A 17,772-nucleotide genomic window follows, 5' to 3' on the forward strand; every position below is an offset into this window, starting at 1 on the left:
CTCTGTGGTGAATGGCTCTGGGGTGAAATACTGCTAGTGACGACTAATTAACTAGCCGCCTACTATGCCCGCCGGATCAACGCGCTCAAGCCCAAAGGCATCCGCTACGGCAGGATAGATTATTTTTCCTGCATGTACATTAAGCCCGGGCAAAAAGTGGCGATCATCGCTTAACGCCTCACGCCAGCCTTTGTCGGCAAGCGCGAGTACAAATGGCAGCGTGGCGTTAGTTAGCCCCAGCGTCGAGGTGCGTGCCACGCCTCCCGGCATGTTGGCCACACAGTAGTGCACAATGCCATCCACCAGGTAGGTGGGCGCTGCATGGGTGGTAGGCTTGCTGGTTTCAAAGCAGCCGCCCTGATCAATTGCCACATCCACCAGCACGCTGCCAGGCTTCATATCAGCAAGCATAGCGCGGGTGATAAGCTTGGGCGCTGCAGCTCCAGGAATCAGCACAGCGCCTACAATCATGTCGGACTCGCGCACGGCGTGATCCAACGCATCTGCCGTAGAGTAAACCGTTTTGATGCGCCCCTGATACCGTTCATCCAGCATATCCAGGCGCGCCAGCGACTTATCCAGAACCGTGACATCCGCACCCAGCCCCAAGGCCATGCGGGCAGCGTTTTCACCCACCACGCCACCGCCAATCACGGTTACCTTGCCTGGCGCTACACCGGGCACGCCCGGCAGAAGCACGCCCGAGCCGCCTTGGGCTTTTTCCAGACTATGGGCGCCTGCTTGAATGGCCATACGCCCGGCTACGGTACTCATGGGAGCAAGCAGCGGTAGCTTGCCCTGAGCATCGGTAATCGTTTCATAGGCAATGCAGGTAGCCCCGCTTTGCATAAGCCCGCGCGTCAGCGTTTCCTCAGCGGCCAGGTGCAGGTAGGTAAACAGCACATGCCGAGATGTAAGCCGCGCCACTTCCTCCGCCTGAGGCTCCTTGACTTTCAACACCAGCTCGGCATATTGCCACAGTGCCTCGACATCACCCTCAATTCGCGCCCCGGCAGCTTCATAGTCGCTATCGTTAAAACCGGCGCCTTCACCCGCACCTGCCTGCATGCTCACCGCATGGCCACGGCCAGTAAGCTCACGCGCTCCGGCAGGCGTCAATGCCACGCGGTACTCGTGATTCTTGATTTCCTTGGGAACGGCAATATGCATAGCGACATCTCCTGTTGTGGTAAATTAATCAATACGCTTCTTGCATTACAGCACAGCGAGAGACTGCCGCTACCACCCTGAGCTAAAACAAAAAAAGCGCCCATCACGGCGCTTTATGAGAGCTATATTTACTGTTTTACTGCACTTTAGTTAATATTTCCCGTTACTCTGCGACTTGGGCTGCACCATAAATGGCCTGATATTCCCCAGGTAAGCGTTTAGGCCGCCCGCTGGAAAGGGCGATACACGCAAACCGGGTACGTGCATTCAGCAGAGTCTTGCCATCTTCAAGGCGCTTTAGCTGAAAGCGCCTTGTCAGAGTAAAGCGGCCATCACACTCGACAATCCAGGTAGCAAGCGCAAGCGCGTCGCCTGCAAACGCTGGAGCCAAGTAGTCGAGCTCGTGGCGATGAATCGCCATAGCGCGGTCCAGTTCGCGATAGCGCTCGATAGATAGTCCCAAGGCTTCGGAGTGGGCCCAGCTGATCTGCTCGACCCAGCGCAGATACTCGCTGTTATTCACGTGCAGGTAAGCATCAATAGATGCTTCGTTAACGTGAATATTGATCACGAAGGGATCAGGTAGCGCCCATTCCATGATTCCTCTCCTTCACCGTGTCTCTTGCTTACCAACCGCTATCGCGTCCTGATGATGCCTGGCTATCCCAGCGGGTTAATCGCGAAATACCCGAACGCCTAGCGCTTTCAGATAGGCCGTTTCCGGAATTGCTGGGTGCACCGGATGATCGGGGCCCTGATGGCCTTGGAAAATCACCTGGCCATGGCGGTCCTGATGGCGTACTGACCCGCGTACCACGTCAACCAGGCGATCTGTTGCCAGGTGCATGGAGCACGATGCGGACAGCAGCAGGCCGTCGCGGCCCAGCAGACGCATGGCTTCACGGTTCAGGCGTGCATAGGCCCGTTCGCCGTTGGGAATGTCTTTACGCTTCTTGATGAACGCAGGTGGATCAAGGATTACCACATCAAACTGTTCGCCGTCGGCTTTCAGCGCCGCCAGCGCTTCAAAGGCATCGCCTTCACCAATCGCTACCTGCTCCTGAACACCATTAAGCTCGGCATTACGCGCCACTTGTTCAAGCGCCGGGCCAGAAGCATCGATACACAACACTTCAGAGGCGCCACTTGCTGCCGCCTGAACGCCCCAGCCGCCTATATAGCTGAACACGTCGAGTACGCGCTTGCCAGCCACATGGTTATTAAGCCATGCGCGGTTTTCACGGTGATCGAAGAACCAGCCGGTCTTCTGGCCGTTAAGTACCGGTACAACAAACTGCGTACCGTTCTCTTCAATGACAACTTCATCAGGCAACGTGCCTTTTACTACCTCTACATGCGCTTCCAAGCCTTCCTGACGACGCCCACCGGTGTCGTTACGGAAGACAATTACTTCAGGCTTGATCACTTTCTCAAGCGCGTCTACGATTTCATCGGCCAAGGCCTGCATACCTGCCGTGTTCAGCTGTACCACTAGTACGTCGCCAAACCGGTCAATCACCAGCCCGGGAAGTAGATCGCCCTCGCCATGAATCAAGCGATAAAACGGTTTGGCATAAAGGCGTTGGCGCAGAGCCAATGCCTGATTGAAGCGGTGTACGAACAGTGACCGGTCCAGACGCATTTCCGGGTCGCGGGACATCACGCGGCCAGCAATCAGCGAATGCGGGTTGATATACGCCACACCCAGGGTTTTACCATTGGAGGCTTCAACCAGCGCGGCCTCGCCTGCGGTAAAGTTTTTCAGAGGCGTTTCTTTAATATCCACTTCGTTGGAGTAGATCCACAGATGGCCGGCTTTCAAGCGGCGATCGGCGTTTTTATTCAAGCGCAGGCGTTGGGTCACAACAGTCTCCAAAAGCGTAGACAACAAAAAAGTGGGTGCGGGCAGCATCAACGCTGACAGCCAGGGCAATAGACACTGGAACGTTGGCCCAGTGTAATACGCCGAAGCTCAACACCACAGTGCAGGCAGGGCTGGCCCTGACGCCCATATACATTTAGCCGCTGGGCAAAGTAGCCGGGCTCGCCCTGGCCACTGACAAAATCGCGCAGCGTAGTGCCCCCTTGGGTAATGGCAGCGGCCAGCACCTCTTTGACAGCGGCGGCAAGCATCTCATAGCGTGCCAGGGAAATACGCCCAGCAGCACGCCGTGGGTCAATACCCGCCATGAACAACGCCTCGGTCGCGTAAATATTCCCTGCCCCGACGACCACTCGGTTATCCATCAGAAAGGGCTTCACCGCAACACGCTTACCGCGCGACAGCTGGTAGAGCCACTGGCCGTTGAAGGCTTCATCAAACGGCTCCGGCCCTAGGTGAACCAGGCGCCTATCCGCTGTTCCATCACCCAGCTGCCAATCCACAAAGCCAAAGCGCCTGGGGTCATGGTAGCGCAGTATGTGGCCGCTGGCCGTTACGACATCAATATGGTCGTGCTTTTTGGGAATATCTCCCACCTGCGCAATACGCAAACTGCCCGACATGCCCAGGTGCCACAGCAGCGTTGCCTCGTTATCTGCCTGCTGCACGGGAATTTGCAGGTACTTAGCGCGTCGGGTCAGGGTGCCAATACGCGCGCCGATCAGGCGCTCAGCCAAGTCGTCAGGCACAGGGATACGCAGCCGAGGCTGGCGGACACGTACCTCGGTAATTTCCTGACCTTCAAGATAGGGAGCAACACCACGCTTGGTGGTTTCAACTTCGGGCAGTTCAGGCATGAAGAGGACCTAGTAACGATATCGGTACATACAAGGTAGGTAATGCCGCCAGCAACAACGTACGCATACAAACCCCATGTATGCAAAAACCCGGCATGGGCCGGGTTTTTCAACAGGCACTCGCCTGCAGTGGAAGCCGATCGTCATCGCTTACGCGATTACTTGATCTTGGCTTCCTTGTAGATAACGTGCTTACGGACTACCGGGTCGTATTTCTTGAATTCGAACTTGTCCGGCGTGTTCCGCTTGTTTTTATCAGTGGTGTAGAAGTGGCCTGTACCGGCACTGGACACCAGCTTGATCTTATCGCGCATGGTTTAACTCTCCCAAAAATGCTTTCTTAGATGGCGTCGCCGCGCTTACGGATTTCAGCCAGAACCGTGTCAATACCTTTCTTGTCAATGATACGCATACCTTTAGAGGAAACGCGCAGCTTGACGAAGCGGTTTTCAGACTCAACCCAGAAACGGTGAGTGTGCAGGTTCGGCAAGAAACGACGACGTGTCTTACGCTGGGAGTGTGAAACGTTATTACCAGTTACCGGACGCTTGCCGGTAACCTGACATACTTTGGACATGAGAGCCTCCAACCGCTTGGCGAGTTGTTCAAAACTGTCGGGCAAACCGGAGCAGGGAGGGAGTCGACGCAGTTAACCGCCTAGCTGTACCCAAATCCGTTATTCAACCCAAGTTTAAAGGTGGCACTTTATACCAGAGCACCCGACTACCGGCAAGCAAAACCGCCCAAAGAGGCTAAAAAAAGCCGTTTTTGAGTAATTTCCGCTGAATAGCCAGCGCTACACGCGTGCTTTTCATTTGCTGCCTATAGCCAGCCGCGCTCGGCAAACGAGACCACGTCTCCATCCCCCACCACAAAATGATCCAGTACGCGCACGTCAAAGAGACCAAGGGCCTCTTTCAAGCGGTCGGTAATACGACGATCAGCATCGCTTGGCTCAGCCACACCGGAGGGGTGATTATGGGCCAGGATTACGGCGCCAGCGCTAAGTTCTAATGCGCGCTTGGCAACTTCGCGGGGGTAAACGGATGCGCTGTCTAGGGTACCGCGAAATAGGGATTCATAGCGAATAATTCGATGCTGCGTATCCAAAAAAATTACCGCGAACTCTTCATGCCCCAAGTGGCGCAACTGTGAACTCAGGTAATGGCGTACCAATTCCGGCGAGGTCAGCGCGTTGCCCCGGGCCAGTTGGCTTGCCAGATGGCGTTTGGAAATTTCAAGCGTGGCCTGAAGTTGCGCGAATTTGGCACTGCCTAACCCATGGGCGGCGCAGAAGCTGGCTTGATCCGCTTCCAGGAGTGGGCGCAGGCCACCAAACGTTGTCAGCAAATCGCGGGCCAAGTCGACCGCTGAGCGCCCCTGGACACCCACACGTAAGAAAATCGCCAAGAGTTCCGCATCTGAAAGCGTCTGTGCGCCCATGGTTAAAAGCTTTTCCCGTGGCCGCTCACCCTCTGGCCAGTGATTGATTCCCATCTATTCTCCTTGCTTTGTCTGCGCTCATCAAAAGCTCAGTAAACCTAGCTTACTTGTTGTCTGCCACAATTTACCAAACTAAAATTTGCACCAAACGCGCAAGGCAACGACAGTTTTCATACAAAAATAGACAGTCTGAATGGTATGGTAAGCCTCCCAAAGAATACTCATGTGGATCTCCTGCCATGGTTTCTGACACTCCATCAACGCTATCGATGCTTGCCGGCAAACGTATTTTACTGGGTGTAAGCGCGGGCATTGCAGCGTATAAAAGCGCGCTGATCGTGCGCCTGTTCAAGCAAGCGGGCTGCGAGGTACGTGTGGTTATGACCGATGGTGCTCAGGCATTTATCACCCCGCTGACACTGCAGGCGCTCTCTGGCGAGCCGGTGCGCACTTCGCTCCTTGACCCGGAAGCCGAGGCTGGGATGGGACATATCGAACTCGCCCGCTGGGCAGATCTTGTCCTGATCGCCCCTGCGACGGCTGATTTGATCGCTAGGCTGGTTCACGGCATGGCCGATGACCTGCTCACCACACTGTGCTTGGCCAGCGAAGCTCCCAAACTGATTGCACCGGCGATGAATCAGGCCATGTGGCACCAGCCGGCGACCCAGCGTAACGTAGCGCAGCTAGCGCAGGATGGTTGGCAACTGATTGGCCCTGCCGCAGGCGACCAGGCGTGTGGCGATGTAGGCCCAGGGCGCATGAGCGAGCCTGACACCATATTCGAAGCGGTGGCGAACCACTTTACCACTGCCTTTGCGCCCGGCCGCGGTCCCCACGTGGTGATTACTGCAGGCCCGACCCGCGAAGCGCTGGACCCGGTACGCTATCTCTCCAATCACAGCTCGGGAAAGATGGGCTATGCTCTGGCCGCCGCCGCCGTGGCTCAAGGCGCCCGAGTCACGCTTATCAGCGGACCGGTGAGCCTACCCACTCCTCATGGCGTAACGCGCATCGATGTTGAGTCTGCCCAGCAAATGCACACAGAAGCTCTGCGCCTGGCGCCGGAGGCGGCGCTGTTTATCGGCTGCGCGGCAGTAGCCGACTATCGCTCGGCATCACCTGCCGAGCACAAGCTTAAAAAGCAGGAAGATAGCGACACGCTTACCCTCACACTGATAAAGAACCCGGATATTATTGCAGAAGTAGCCGCCCTGACGGCTGAAAAGCGCCCTCTGGTGGTCGGGTTTGCCGCAGAAACCCAGCAGATCGAGCGCTACGCGCACGACAAGCTCCGCCGTAAGAGGCTTGATATGATTGTTGCCAATGATGTCTCTCAAGCGGGCCTGGGCTTTGGCAGCAATGACAACGCGGCACTGCTGCTTTGGCGCACTGCCGAAGGCATCCAACAGCGTACCGAACCCGCTCAACCCAAAAACCAGTTGGCGCAGGGCATTATTCGCCAGGCGCTGGCGTTACTATCTGTTTAATGTTGGAACTACCTGTTTAATGTTGGAGCCATTCATGACGACCCGCCCCCGCCTGCAGTGCAAAGTGCTTGATGAGCGCCTGCATGACTATATGCCGCACTACGCCACCGAAGGCTCGGCCGGTATGGACCTGCGCGCGCTGCTCGACGAGCCGCTGACGCTCACGCCCGGCGAATGCCAGCTCGTGAGGACAGGGCTTGCCATCTATATTGAAGACCCGAGCCTTGCGGGCATGATTCTGCCGCGCTCAGGACTAGGTCACAAGCACGGCATCGTATTGGGCAACCTGGTAGGCCTGATCGATTCCGACTACCAGGGCGAGCTGATGATATCGGTCTGGAACCGCGGGCAAAGTGCCTTCACGCTATCGCCCTTCGAGCGGCTGGCACAGTATGTACTCGTACCCGTGGTACAGGCTGAGCTTTCCATCGTTGACGCGTTTACTGACTCTACCCGGGGTAGCGGCGGCTTTGGTAGCACCGGCCGCCAGTAGTCTCGCCGTAACGCTACGTATTGACAGGAAATAGCCATGAACGTACCTGCTTCGATTTTTCGCGCCTACGATATTCGCGGTATTGTGGATAAAACGCTGAGTGAATCCACCGCCGAGTGGATAGGCCGCGCCATCGGTACTGAGGCAGCTGCTCGCGGCGAGCAAAGCGTGATTGTCGCTCGTGATGGGCGCCTGTCCGGTCCGCCCCTTCAGGCGGCACTGATCCGCGGCTTAATGGCCGCAGGGTGCGATGTTATCGACATAGGCATGGTACCTACCCCGGTTCTGTACTTCGCCACCCACACCCTGCCCGGCAGCCGCTCGGGCGTAATGGTCACCGGCAGCCATAACCCACCGGACTACAATGGCTTCAAGATCGTACTGGCCGGTGAGACGCTTTCTGGCGACGCGATCACAGCGCTTTTTAAGCGCATTGAGTCAAATGACTTAGCCAGCGGCCAGGGCAGCGTTCGCTCGTTGGATATACGCGCCGCGTACCTTGCCCGTATCCTTGACGATGTCCACGTCAAGCGGCCTCTAAAAGCCGTGGTGGATTGCGGCAACGGCGTGGCGGGCGAACTTGGCCCGCAATTGATTGAGCAGCTGGGCGTCACAACCACCGCCCTGTTTGCCGAGATCGACGGCCATTTCCCCAACCATCATCCCGACCCCGGCAAACCTGAAAATCTTCAGGACCTGATCAATAAGGTTCGAGAAACAGGCGCTGATATTGGGCTTGCCTTTGACGGCGACGGCGACCGAGTGGGTGTGGTGACCCCGCGCGGCAGAATGATCTACCCCGACCATCTGCTGATGGTATTTGCGACCGACATGCTTACCCGTCATCCCGGCGCCCGCGTGATCTTTGATATCAAGTGTACCGGCAATCTTGCCCGGGTGATCAGCGAGGCCGGCGGCGAACCTGAAATGTGGCGCACCGGCCATTCGCTGATCAAGGCGCGCATGCAGGCCACCAATGCGCAGCTGGGGGGCGAGATGAGCGGGCATATTTTCTTCAAGGAGCGCTGGTATGGTTTTGACGATGGTCTTTATGCCGCCGCACGTCTGTTAGAAATATTGGCACTTCATAATGAAGATGCAGACGCCTTTTTTAACCGCTTTCCTCAGGATCCAAGTACACCGGAAATCAATATAATCGTAAGCGACGAAGAGAAATTTAGCCTGATAGAAGCGCTTGCCCGTGAGGGCGACTTCGGCGAAGGTATCAAAACCACGCTGGATGGTATCCGCGTTGACTACCCCGACGGTTGGGGCCTATGCCGCGCCTCCAATACCACGCCTGCCCTGGTGCTGCGTTTTGAAGGGAAGGACAGGGAAGCTTTGGCGCGTATAAGGGAACGCTTTGCCAATGCACTCGCACGCGTTGCGCCATCACTTGAGATTCCTGTAACGCCGGTTTAAACACTCGGCAGATACGATAACAATGCCGTTAGCTACTACTATCCGAGTAAAAGAAAACAGTAAGCAAGGGACAACACCATGAATCCAACCAGTCGCGACCCAAAGGTCGTTGTGGAAGTGCTCTCCGAAGCACTTCCCTATATTCAGCAGTTCTCCGGTAAAACCGTCGTGGTCAAGTACGGCGGTAACGCAATGACGGAAGATACGCTTATCAACTCATTTGCACGCGATATCGTGCTGATGAAAGAGGTAGGCATCAACCCGGTAGTAGTTCACGGCGGCGGCCCCCAGATCGGCAGTCTGCTTGAAAAACTGAATATCGAATCACGCTTTGTGAACGGCATGCGAGTAACTGACTCGCAAACCATGGATGTGGTAGAAATGGTGCTGGGCGGTCTGGTTAACAAGAGCATCGTTAACCTGATCAATCAAAGCGGAGGCAAAGCGATTGGCCTGACGGGCAAGGATGGCGCTCAAATTCGTGCTCGTCAGCTCAAGGTTGAGCATCAAAGCCCTGAGATGACTGCGCCCGAAATTATCGATATCGGCCATGTAGGGGAAGTGGAATCGATCTCGACAGACCTGATCGAGATGCTGGCAGCCCGCGACTTTATTCCCGTAATTGCCCCCATCGGCGTAGATGACGAAGGCCACAGTTATAACATCAACGCCGATCTGGTGGCTGGCAAGCTGGCCGAGGCGCTCAACGCTGAAAAGCTGATGCTGCTGACCAATGTGGCAGGCTTGATGAACGGCGAAGGCGAAGTATTGACCGGGTTAAGTACGCTTCAAGTGGATGCGCTGATTGCCGACGGCACCATTTACGGCGGCATGCTGCCTAAAATACGCTGCGCGCTGGACGCGGTGAAAGGCGGTGTTAACAGTGCGCATATTATTGATGGGCGCGTTCCCCACGCAGTGTTGCTGGAAATTTTTACCAACGCTGGGGTAGGCACTCTTATTACTGACGCGAGCTAACCGCGACGGAGGGCTAACGTCATGAGTGACGACCGTAAACCTCGCCGCCGCGAGCAGATTCTTCAGGCGCTTGCCTTAATGCTTGAAGAGGACAGCGGAAAACGCATCACCACAGCGGCACTGGCGCGCCAAGTAGGCGTTTCAGAGGCGGCGCTTTACCGCCACTTTCCAAGTAAGGCGCGGATGTTCGAGGGCTTAATCGATTTTATCGAAGAGAGCATCTTTGCGCGTATTAGGCGGATTTTAGAAGAAGTCCCCGACGCCACCGCGCGCTGCGGCAATATTCTGGCGCTACTGCTGGGCTTTGCCGAAAAAAACCCCGGGCTCGCCCGTGTAATGGGGGGTGATGTCCTGACCGGTGAAACCGCCCGCCTGCGCCTGCGGGTTCATCAGCTGTTCGAACGCATGGAAACACAGCTCAAGCAGGTTATTCGCGAAGCCGAACTTCGCGAAGGGCGCCGCCCACGCATCCCCGCGTCAGCGGCCGCCAATCTATTGATTGCCCAAGCCGAGGGGCGTATTGCGCAATATGTACGCAGCGATTTCAAACGCCTGCCTACCGAATACTGGGAAGATCAGTGGCCGCTGCTTGCCGGGCAACTGCTGCGCGAAGCACCGCAGGCGGCCTAAAACATAACGGTAAGATGGCCGACAAGGTAGTTGGCCGCTTAAATGTTTAAGGGCTATCTCTGCCAAAGGAAGGCTCTTTTGAATATTACCCACCTTGAACACACCTTTATCGCCCTACTCTTTCAAGCCCTGCTTTGGCCGTTTGTGGGTCGCTGGGTGGCGGGGTCGTTAATTGTCGCGGTCTTTTTAGGACGAGAGATTGCCCAGCACGAATATGCCGGTGGAGGCGCTAACGAGGTGTGGTATCTCTATGGGTTGTTCAACCACTGGTCGTTGGATTCTTTTCTAGATTTCGCAGCTCCGGCCTTGGCGTGTGCCTTTATAGCATTAGCCATGCCTGGTGGCTGGCTCTGGAAACAGTTTGCCAAGAGCATATAGATCAGCACTGAACGCCTTGCCTGGCAGGTATAAAAAACCGGCACTGCCAAGGCAGCGCCGGTCTTTTTGTACGCTAATAGCGTTTTAAGCCGCCACGGCGTCGCCCATTTTCTGGCGCAGTTTTTTCATCGCGTTCTTTTCCAGCTGCCGAATTCGCTCGGCGCTGACACCGTAAACATCGGCCAGATCATGCAGCGTAGCCTTGTTATCGGTCAGCCAGCGGCGCTGTAAAATATCCCGCGAACGCTCATCCAGCCCTTTCAACGCCAGCTGCAAACGACGCGTTGAGTCTTCCTCAAAATCGCTGTCTTCAAGCTGCATGGCCGGGTCTGCCGAAGCGTCGTCCAGAAAGTAAGCCGGTGCCTGATAAGTGCTCTCTTCATCATCACTTGGCGAGGCGTCATAGCCTGCGTCATAAGCAGAAAGACGCCCTTCCATATCACGTACGACTTCCGGCTTGACATCGAGATCCCTGGCAATGGCATCGACTTCGTCGTTATTCAACCACGCCAGACGCTTTTTAGCGCTGCGCAGGTTGAAGAACAGCTTACGCTGGGCCTTGGTCGTGGCAATTTTAACAATTCGCCAGTTACGCAGCACAAACTCGTGGATTTCAGCCTTGATCCAGTGCACTGCAAACGATACCAGGCGTACCCCTTGGTTGGGGTCGAAACGCTTAACGGCTTTCATCAAGCCCACGTTACCTTCCTGAATCAGGTCAGCCTGAGGCAGCCCATAGCCTGAGTAACTGCGGGCGATATGCACCACAAAACGCAGATGCGACAGCACCAAGCGGCGCGCTGCTTCCAGGTCGCCTTTATCGTATAAGCGGAACGCAAGCTCTCGCTCTTCTTCAACACTCAGCACCGAGATGCCGTTAACCGCTCGAATATAGCCGCCCAGGTCATGGCCTGGAGAAAGCTGTCCCACCGGTAGAAGACTAGTGCTCATATGCAAACGGTCTCCCTATCAATCTATCGTGGTTGGCGTATGCGGTTGAAATCACACTGTACGCCTCAATTTAATCTCTAAGACTCTACCTGCTTGACAAGGTTCACTTGGATGCAGGTCTGTTGCGCTTGTCTACTATATTGTTACTATCATGTTTCTAATGCTATATCTCTGCTGCGATGCGACGGTAGGATAATGAAACATTGTTACCGTTAGCAGACACTGCATGAGTTCTTAACGTGGGCGAATGCTGGTGAGATGACGGGTAACTGCCAGCCAAGCCCCCAACCAGCCTAATAGCGTACTGCAGGATAGCAAAATTGTAGCGCCAGTCATATCCAACTGTGGTAGTGAAAAGCTCGCGCCATAACTTGCCGCCAGTGCCGCGACAGGCAACGATAGCCAGTGATTTCCTAGCCCGAGCAGGCCCAGTGCTAAAAGCCCACCGCCCAGGCCATACCAGGCGCCGCTGTACAGAAACGGTCGACGAACAAAGGCGTGGGTCGCCCCAATCAGCATGACCACCTCAATTTCTCGACGTCGACTCTCTACCGCCAGTCGAATGGTGTTGCCGACGACCAGAAGCACCCCAAGCCCGAACAGCACGCCAAGCGCCAGCGCTACCCGCCGCCCAAGGGCTGCCAGATGCCGCAAGCGCTCTACCCATGCCAAATCAACCCGCACTTCATCAACCCCCGCCAGCGCTTCCAGCGTGCTGGCCAGCTGCTGCATGGCGGCGGTCTCCACGTCTTGCGGCCGTACCACAATACTTGCCGGTAGCGGGTTATCATCAAGCCCTGCCAGCGCATCATCCAGACCCAGCGACCGCTGGAATTCGGCCATACCCTGCTCAGCGCTGATCATGCGAGTATCAAGCACTGCCTGCTCCGCACTTACCGCCTGTTCAATACGCTCGGCCTGACCCGGGTCTATCGCGGGCTGTAAATATACGGTAAGCGTAGCGCTCTCATCCAGTTCAGCATCCAGCAAACGTGCGCTGTCCAGGGTTAGCCATAAGGCAGCAGGGAGTACCAGAGCAATCGCAATCGCGAGCATGGTGAGCAGGTTGCCAACCGGATGGCGTACCAGACGATAAAAGCTGTCCCAGCTCATTGCCCGATGGTGACGCCCCCAGGCGCGCAAACGGCTCGAAAGCCGGGCCTGCTGGGAGTTGGCACCACGCCGCTTGGGCGACTCCTGGCGTGGCGGAGCTACCCTGCTTCTCTCCTTGGACGCTTTTGGCGCAGCTCCCCTGGGGCGCCTAGGTGTCGTTGACGGTTTCATACGGCCCTCTCGTCGGCCACCAGGCGCCCTTCACGCAAACGCAAAATGCGGTGACGCAAGCGGGCAATCAGCGCCAAGTCGTGACTTGCAATCATGACCGTAGTACCGATGTGGTTGAAGTCTTCAAAAAGCGCCATGATGTCAGCAGAGAGCTGTGGGTCCAGATTACCCGTTGGCTCATCGGCCAGCAGTAACGAAGGCTTGTTGACCACCGCGCGGGCAATGCCCACCCGCTGTTGCTCGCCGCCGGAAAGCTCTACGGGCAGCGCCTTTTCGCGGTGCAGCAAACCGACTTTATCCAATGCGGCACGTACCCGGCGCGCTGTTTCTCGTGGCTCGATGCCCTGAATTTCAAGCGGCAATGACACGTTGTGAAACACGCTTCGGTCAAACAGCAGCTGGTGGTCCTGAAAGACCACACCTATCTGGCGTCGATAAAAAGGCACCTGGCTTGCATGAAGCTGAGCAATATCATGCCCGGCGACCATTACTCGCCCCCGGCTGGGCTTTTCAAGGCGCATGATCAAGCGCAGCAAGGAGCTTTTGCCCGCCCCGGAATGCCCGGTCAGAAACACCATTTCACCGCGTTCTACGCGAAAATCCAGGTGGGCCAAGGCTTCAAAGCGTCCTCCATAGCGCTTACCGACATGCTCGAAAGCAATCATGCGCGGCCATCATCCCCTTGACGGTCAAACAGGGCATTGACAAAGTCTTCGGCTTCGAAGGGACGCAGGTCATCTAGTCCCTCTCCCACACCAATGAAACGGATAGGCGTTTTTAGCTGCTTGGCCAAGGCAAAGATAATGCCGCCCTTTGCTGTGCCGTCCAGCTTGGTGAGTGTGATTCCTGTGACTGGCACGGCTTCATTGAACGTGCTCGCCTGAGCAATCGCGTTTTGCCCGGTACCCGCATCCAGTACCAGCATGACTTCATGGGGTGCAGTGCCGTCCACTTTCTTCATAACGCGATGAACTTTTTTCAGCTCCTCCATCAAGTGGCTCTTGTTGTGCAAGCGGCCCGCCGTATCGGCGATCAGTACATCCACCCCACGCGCCTTAGCAGCGGCCACGGCATCATAAATCACCGACGCACTGTCAGCACCGGTATGCTGAGCAATAACCGGCACGCTGTTGCGCTCGCCCCACACTTTAAGCTGCTCAACCGCCGCCGCCCGGAAGGTATCCCCGGCCGCCAACATGACGCTCTTACCTTCGCGCTGAAAACGCTGGGTGAGTTTACCGATGGTGGTGGTTTTTCCCACCCCGTTCACGCCAACCACTAGAATAACAAACGGGCCATCCGACTGTTTTTGCAGATCAAGCGGCGCGGCGACCGGCCCCAGCATGGCGGCCAGCTCTTCCTGCAAGCCACGGTACAGTGCCTCGGGGTTGTTGAGTTCCTTGCGCGATACACGCGCTTCCAGTCGCTCGATAATCTCGCTGGTGGCATCGATCCCCACATCAGCCATCAGCAGCTGGGTCTCCAGATCTTCCAACAACTCTTCATCAATCTGCTTCTTACCCAAAAACAGGTCGGCGATGCCGTCGGTCAGATTGGCGCGGGTCTTGCCCAGGCCTGACTTAATGCGTGCAAACCAGCCCTGTTTTTCAGCCTTTGCGGCCACCGGCTTCTCTTGAAGCACTGGTTTCGCTTCAGGCTGGAGGTCTGGCGCCGGTTTGACAGGCTCGACTTCGGGCTCAGGAGCAGGCTCTGGCTTGGTCTCCGGTTTAATCGGATCGATTTCAGGCTCAGGAGCAGGCTCCGGCTTGGTCTCGGGCTCCGGTTTAATCGGATCGATTTCAGGCTCAGGAGCAGGTTCCGGCTTAATTTCGGGTTCCGGTTTAATCGGATCGATTTTGGGCTCAGGAGCAGGTTCCGGCTTAATTTCGGGTTCCGGTTTAATCGGATCGATTTTGGGCTCAGGAGCAGGCTCCGGCTTAATCTCGGGCTCCGGTGTAACCGGATCAACATCAGGCTCAGGCACTGGTTCGATCTCAGGCCCGGAAGCAGGGTGGGTCTCGGCCTGCGACTCCTGGGACTTTTTATCAAGCAGCTCTTCGCCGTGCAGCTGTTCCGGGGCATCCTGTTTCTGCCGTTCTTCTTTGTGTAGCTCTTCTTGCTCCAGCTCTTCCTGGCGCAACTCCTCTTGCTGTAACTCCTGGGAGTCATGCTTTTTCTTACGCTTGAAAAAACCAAACATGGTTGTCATCCGACTTGAAAGGTGAACATTGTGACCATCCTACCACCGCCAACCAAGACTTTGGATAAGTAGCCCGCTACAATCCCCGATATGACACGACAACGCTCTCCCCGCTCAAGCTCTCGCTCTTCAGCTTCCCATGGCGCGCCCTCCCGGCAGCCGGGTAAGTTACGTATTATCGGTGGTGACTACCGGCGCCGCCAGTTACCCGTACTCGACCGCCCGGGACTACGTCCAACCCCTGACCGAGTGCGCGAAGCACTGTTCAACTGGCTAGGCCAGCAACTATACGGCCAGCGTGTGCTGGACCTGTTTGCAGGCACCGGCGCGTTAGGCATCGAAGCGCTTTCCCGTGGTGCCATTCACGTGGACTTTGTCGAACGTGACAGCACCGTGGCGGCGCATATTACCCAAAACCTGGCCACGCTTGGGGCTACTCGCGGGTACGTTACCCCACGCGATGCGCTGCTGTTTCTCGGCCAACCGGCAAGCCCCTATGATTTGGTGTTTCTCGACCCACCCTTTCATCAAGCATTAGCCGCCCCTTGCTGCAGCGCGCTGGAACAGGCTGGCTGGCTTTCGGCCGATGCCATGATTTACCTGGAAACCGAACGCACTCTCACGCCTTCCGTTCCGGCTAACTGGCAGCTGCACCGTGAAACCCAGGCAGGAGAAAGCACGGCCCGTCTCTACCAACGACAAACACCCTAAACAGCGCTTGCCGACAGCGCCTGCGAGCGTTACGCTCGCCTCATTCGCCCCTGTTGGCACGCCTGTTGTTCGTTTTTTAACCCTGGAGGTTTACATGAGTCTGGAACTGTTCAATCAGCTCGAACAGAAAGTCACCGATACGGTGGAAGCACTGGAAATGATGAAGCTGGAAAATGAAGAGCTGCGCGATGAAAACGCCAAGCTCAAGCAGGAGCGCGAAGAATGGGAACGTCGCCTGAACAGCCTGTTAAGCAAGTTTGAAGGCAGCGCTAGCTAAGCGCCCGCGACATTAGCAGCGCGTCTTCACGCCCGGCGGTGTCCTTAACTGCCGGGTAGTAGTTTTTGCGCTGCCCATCCAGGTCAAATCCCATGCGCCGGTAGAGGCTGATAGCGGCCCTATTGCCCGCACGCACCTCAAGCAGCAAACGCTCGCTTTGCCACTCAACGGCTTTTTTCAGCACCGCCTGCATGAGTTCGCTGCCCATTCCCAAATGACGACAGGCTGGCAGTACGCCAATCGCCTGAAGCTCTGCGTCAAAAGGCAGGCGGGCAAGCACCGCATAGCCTACCAGTACCTCTTCCTGAAAGCGCCCCAGAATACAGTGGTTACTGGTGCCGGTTAGTGCCTCCTTCAGCAGAGCATCGCTTGCACCGCTTTGGGCCTGAGCCTCAAGCGCTACCAGCGATGCGTAGTCCTTTTCCTGAAGCTCAGTCGTCATTTGGCTGGCCTTGCTCATGGCTCTGCCAGTGAGGGGCCAGCTCATTTAATGAAGGCCAGAGGTCGCGCTTGGCAGCGCCGCTTTGCAACAGGCTCTCAAGCGTTGGCCCTTGCCATACCGGCAGCGCCAGCGTCTGGCTGCGGACGTCCTGGATGTCCAATACGCGCAGTATATCTGTCGCACCCGGGTCGTGTTGACCTCCCCACCAGAGCACGCGTTCCAGCGCCCATTGCTTTCGACCTGCGCTGCCCGCGATAAACGCTGTAAGCCCTTCTCGAGCTTCTTCAAGCGGCTCTTGCGCAGCGAAGACATTGGCCATAGGCGGCCATTTGAATAGCGTGATGTCGGGCAGCGCGTCTAGCTCAATGCCTGAAGCGTGCAAGATATTACCTAGCAGGCGCTGCGCCTGAGGCGTTAGCTCGCCAGAATGCAAGCTCAGCCAACGGTTGCCGATACACACGCAGGAAAGCGTAAAGTGCAACGGCTTGGCAGGCGCGACAGGTGACGCGCTGGGCGTTGGCTCAGCGGATGTTTCAACCGCCGCCTTGTCGACGGGCTCAGCCGGCGCGGATTGGCCAAGCAGCGCACGCACCGCTGAAGGAGACGACTCAGAGGTAGCCTGCTCGGCTTCCTGAGACAGCCGAACAGGTTCTCCACGTGCCGCTGGCGCGTCGTCAAGCAGAGCTTGCAGCCGTTCACGCGGGGGCGTTTTTTCCGGCGGGGTATCGTCCCATTCGCAAGCTTCTGTCGGCAGCGCATTAGGCAACTGGTAACGCGACGCCCAGGCGGTAATACCCATGGCGTCCAGGTAGTGGCGCCTCGTAACCTCAGGTGTCACTGGCCGCCGCCACGGCAGTTGGGGGAGTCCGGACGCTCTCCGCCCCGTGCCTGCCACTCTTTTGGCGTATACAAATGTAACGCCAGGGCATGTACTGGCCCCGACAGCTCGTCTGCCAGTAGGGCATAGATTTTCTGGTGGCGTTTGACTGGCATCAGACCGTCAAAGCCATCGCTGACCAGCGTCACTTTGAAGTGAGTTTCAGAGTTGGCGGGCACATTATGCATATGGCTTTCGTTTTCCACATGCAGTACGTCAGGCGTTAGCGCCGTCAACTTCTGCTCAATCTGTGCTTGTACTGTCATGTAGGCTCTCCTCGACATTCA

At 56.6% G+C, this 17,772-nt stretch carries 22 protein-coding genes; 8 read left to right on the forward strand and 14 right to left on the reverse strand.

The window, feature by feature from the left end; genetic code table 11:
• Positions 1-51: 51 nt before the first annotated feature.
• The 7 genes from ald to radC all read right to left on the reverse strand — a co-directional run bounded on the left by ald (position 52) and on the right by radC (position 5,406).
• Positions 52-1,170 (reverse strand): alanine dehydrogenase, encoded by a 1,119-nt coding sequence (gene ald / locus ELY38_RS03240; RefSeq protein WP_127060060.1) that lies wholly within the window; start codon positions 1,168-1,170, stop codon positions 52-54.
• A 163-nt stretch (positions 1,171-1,333) separates the two neighbouring features.
• Complete coding sequence (locus ELY38_RS03245; RefSeq protein ID WP_127060061.1) at positions 1,334-1,768, reverse strand: acyl-CoA thioesterase; 435 nt, start codon at positions 1,766-1,768, stop codon at positions 1,334-1,336.
• A gap of 75 nt (positions 1,769-1,843) precedes the next feature.
• The gene (locus ELY38_RS03250; RefSeq protein ID WP_127060062.1) at positions 1,844-3,034 is read right to left on the reverse strand and encodes a class I SAM-dependent rRNA methyltransferase; all 1,191 of its coding nucleotides are present in this window, start codon (positions 3,032-3,034) and stop codon (positions 1,844-1,846) included.
• A gap of 47 nt (positions 3,035-3,081) precedes the next feature.
• Complete coding sequence (mutM, locus tag ELY38_RS03255) at positions 3,082-3,909, reverse strand: bifunctional DNA-formamidopyrimidine glycosylase/DNA-(apurinic or apyrimidinic site) lyase (RefSeq protein WP_127060063.1); 828 nt, start codon at positions 3,907-3,909, stop codon at positions 3,082-3,084.
• A gap of 158 nt (positions 3,910-4,067) precedes the next feature.
• Positions 4,068-4,223: a 50S ribosomal protein L33 gene (gene rpmG / locus ELY38_RS03260; RefSeq protein ID WP_009098622.1), complete on the reverse strand. Its 156-nt coding sequence runs from the start codon at positions 4,221-4,223 to the stop codon at positions 4,068-4,070.
• A gap of 26 nt (positions 4,224-4,249) precedes the next feature.
• Complete coding sequence (gene rpmB / locus ELY38_RS03265) at positions 4,250-4,486, reverse strand: 50S ribosomal protein L28 (RefSeq protein ID WP_127060064.1); 237 nt, start codon at positions 4,484-4,486, stop codon at positions 4,250-4,252.
• 245 nt (positions 4,487-4,731) lie between these two features.
• Entirely contained in the window at positions 4,732-5,406 is a 675-nt protein-coding gene (radC, locus tag ELY38_RS03270) for a RadC family protein (RefSeq protein WP_127060065.1), read from the reverse strand.
• A gap of 185 nt (positions 5,407-5,591) precedes the next feature.
• Between radC and coaBC the strand changes: the two genes are divergently transcribed.
• The 6 genes from coaBC to ELY38_RS03300 all read left to right on the forward strand — a co-directional run bounded on the left by coaBC (position 5,592) and on the right by ELY38_RS03300 (position 10,743).
• Positions 5,592-6,842, forward strand: a complete 1,251-nt coding sequence (gene coaBC, locus ELY38_RS03275; RefSeq protein WP_127060066.1) for a bifunctional phosphopantothenoylcysteine decarboxylase/phosphopantothenate--cysteine ligase CoaBC — start codon at positions 5,592-5,594, stop codon at positions 6,840-6,842.
• A gap of 34 nt (positions 6,843-6,876) precedes the next feature.
• Complete coding sequence (dut, locus tag ELY38_RS03280) at positions 6,877-7,335, forward strand: dUTP diphosphatase (RefSeq protein WP_127060067.1); 459 nt, start codon at positions 6,877-6,879, stop codon at positions 7,333-7,335.
• Positions 7,336-7,371: 36 nt separating this feature from the next.
• Positions 7,372-8,757 carry a phosphomannomutase/phosphoglucomutase gene (locus tag ELY38_RS03285; protein WP_127060068.1) on the forward strand — a complete coding sequence of 462 codons (1,386 nt, stop codon included), beginning with the start codon at positions 7,372-7,374 and terminating at the stop codon, positions 8,755-8,757.
• A gap of 78 nt (positions 8,758-8,835) precedes the next feature.
• On the forward strand, positions 8,836-9,735 hold the full coding sequence (argB, locus tag ELY38_RS03290) for an acetylglutamate kinase (protein ID WP_127060069.1): 900 nt from the start codon (positions 8,836-8,838) through the stop codon (positions 9,733-9,735).
• 21 nt (positions 9,736-9,756) lie between these two features.
• A complete protein-coding gene (gene slmA / locus ELY38_RS03295) occupies positions 9,757-10,365 on the forward strand; it encodes a nucleoid occlusion factor SlmA (RefSeq protein WP_127060070.1) in 609 nt (202 codons plus the stop codon).
• Between the two features lie 78 nt (positions 10,366-10,443).
• Positions 10,444-10,743, forward strand: coding sequence for a hypothetical protein (locus ELY38_RS03300; protein WP_127060071.1), 300 nt, complete (start codon positions 10,444-10,446; stop codon positions 10,741-10,743).
• An 84-nt stretch (positions 10,744-10,827) separates the two neighbouring features.
• On the opposite strand, the gene rpoH is transcribed toward ELY38_RS03300, so the two are convergent.
• From rpoH to ftsY, 4 genes are all read right to left on the reverse strand, one after another.
• Positions 10,828-11,694 carry an RNA polymerase sigma factor RpoH gene (gene rpoH, locus ELY38_RS03305; protein ID WP_127060072.1) on the reverse strand — a complete coding sequence of 289 codons (867 nt, stop codon included), beginning with the start codon at positions 11,692-11,694 and terminating at the stop codon, positions 10,828-10,830.
• 234 nt (positions 11,695-11,928) lie between these two features.
• A complete protein-coding gene (gene ftsX / locus ELY38_RS03310; RefSeq protein ID WP_127060073.1) occupies positions 11,929-12,978 on the reverse strand; it encodes a permease-like cell division protein FtsX in 1,050 nt (349 codons plus the stop codon).
• Entirely contained in the window at positions 12,975-13,643 is a 669-nt protein-coding gene (gene ftsE / locus ELY38_RS03315) for a cell division ATP-binding protein FtsE (protein ID WP_127060074.1), read from the reverse strand. Before ftsE ends, ftsX begins: the two co-directional genes overlap by 4 nt.
• Positions 13,640-15,178 (reverse strand): signal recognition particle-docking protein FtsY, encoded by a 1,539-nt coding sequence (ftsY, locus tag ELY38_RS03320; RefSeq protein ID WP_127060075.1) that lies wholly within the window; start codon positions 15,176-15,178, stop codon positions 13,640-13,642. Before ftsY ends, ftsE begins: the two co-directional genes overlap by 4 nt.
• Positions 15,179-15,268: 90 nt before the next feature.
• On the opposite strand from ftsY, the gene rsmD reads away from it, so the two are divergent.
• Positions 15,269-15,889, forward strand: a complete 621-nt coding sequence (gene rsmD, locus ELY38_RS03325) for a 16S rRNA (guanine(966)-N(2))-methyltransferase RsmD (RefSeq protein ID WP_127060076.1) — start codon at positions 15,269-15,271, stop codon at positions 15,887-15,889.
• A gap of 94 nt (positions 15,890-15,983) precedes the next feature.
• A complete protein-coding gene (gene zapB / locus ELY38_RS03330; protein WP_126950769.1) occupies positions 15,984-16,166 on the forward strand; it encodes a cell division protein ZapB in 183 nt (60 codons plus the stop codon).
• Here zapB and rimI read toward each other — a convergent pair.
• The 3 genes from rimI to ELY38_RS03345 are packed head-to-tail and all read right to left on the reverse strand — an operon-like array spanning position 16,159 to position 17,751.
• Positions 16,159-16,608, reverse strand: a complete 450-nt coding sequence (gene rimI / locus ELY38_RS03335; RefSeq protein ID WP_127060077.1) for a ribosomal protein S18-alanine N-acetyltransferase — start codon at positions 16,606-16,608, stop codon at positions 16,159-16,161. The two genes, zapB and rimI, sit on opposite strands and share 8 nt — an antisense overlap.
• Positions 16,598-17,446 carry a hypothetical protein gene (locus tag ELY38_RS03340; protein ID WP_127060078.1) on the reverse strand — a complete coding sequence of 283 codons (849 nt, stop codon included), beginning with the start codon at positions 17,444-17,446 and terminating at the stop codon, positions 16,598-16,600. Before ELY38_RS03340 ends, rimI begins: the two co-directional genes overlap by 11 nt.
• On the reverse strand, positions 17,443-17,751 hold the full coding sequence (locus ELY38_RS03345; RefSeq protein WP_127060079.1) for a BolA family protein: 309 nt from the start codon (positions 17,749-17,751) through the stop codon (positions 17,443-17,445). The genes ELY38_RS03340 and ELY38_RS03345 overlap by 4 nt, the downstream gene beginning before the upstream one ends.
• Between the last annotated feature and the right edge of the window lie 21 nt (positions 17,752-17,772).

Source organism: Vreelandella nanhaiensis (genome assembly GCF_003990185.1).
Lineage (GTDB): Bacteria > Pseudomonadota > Gammaproteobacteria > Pseudomonadales > Halomonadaceae > Vreelandella > Vreelandella nanhaiensis.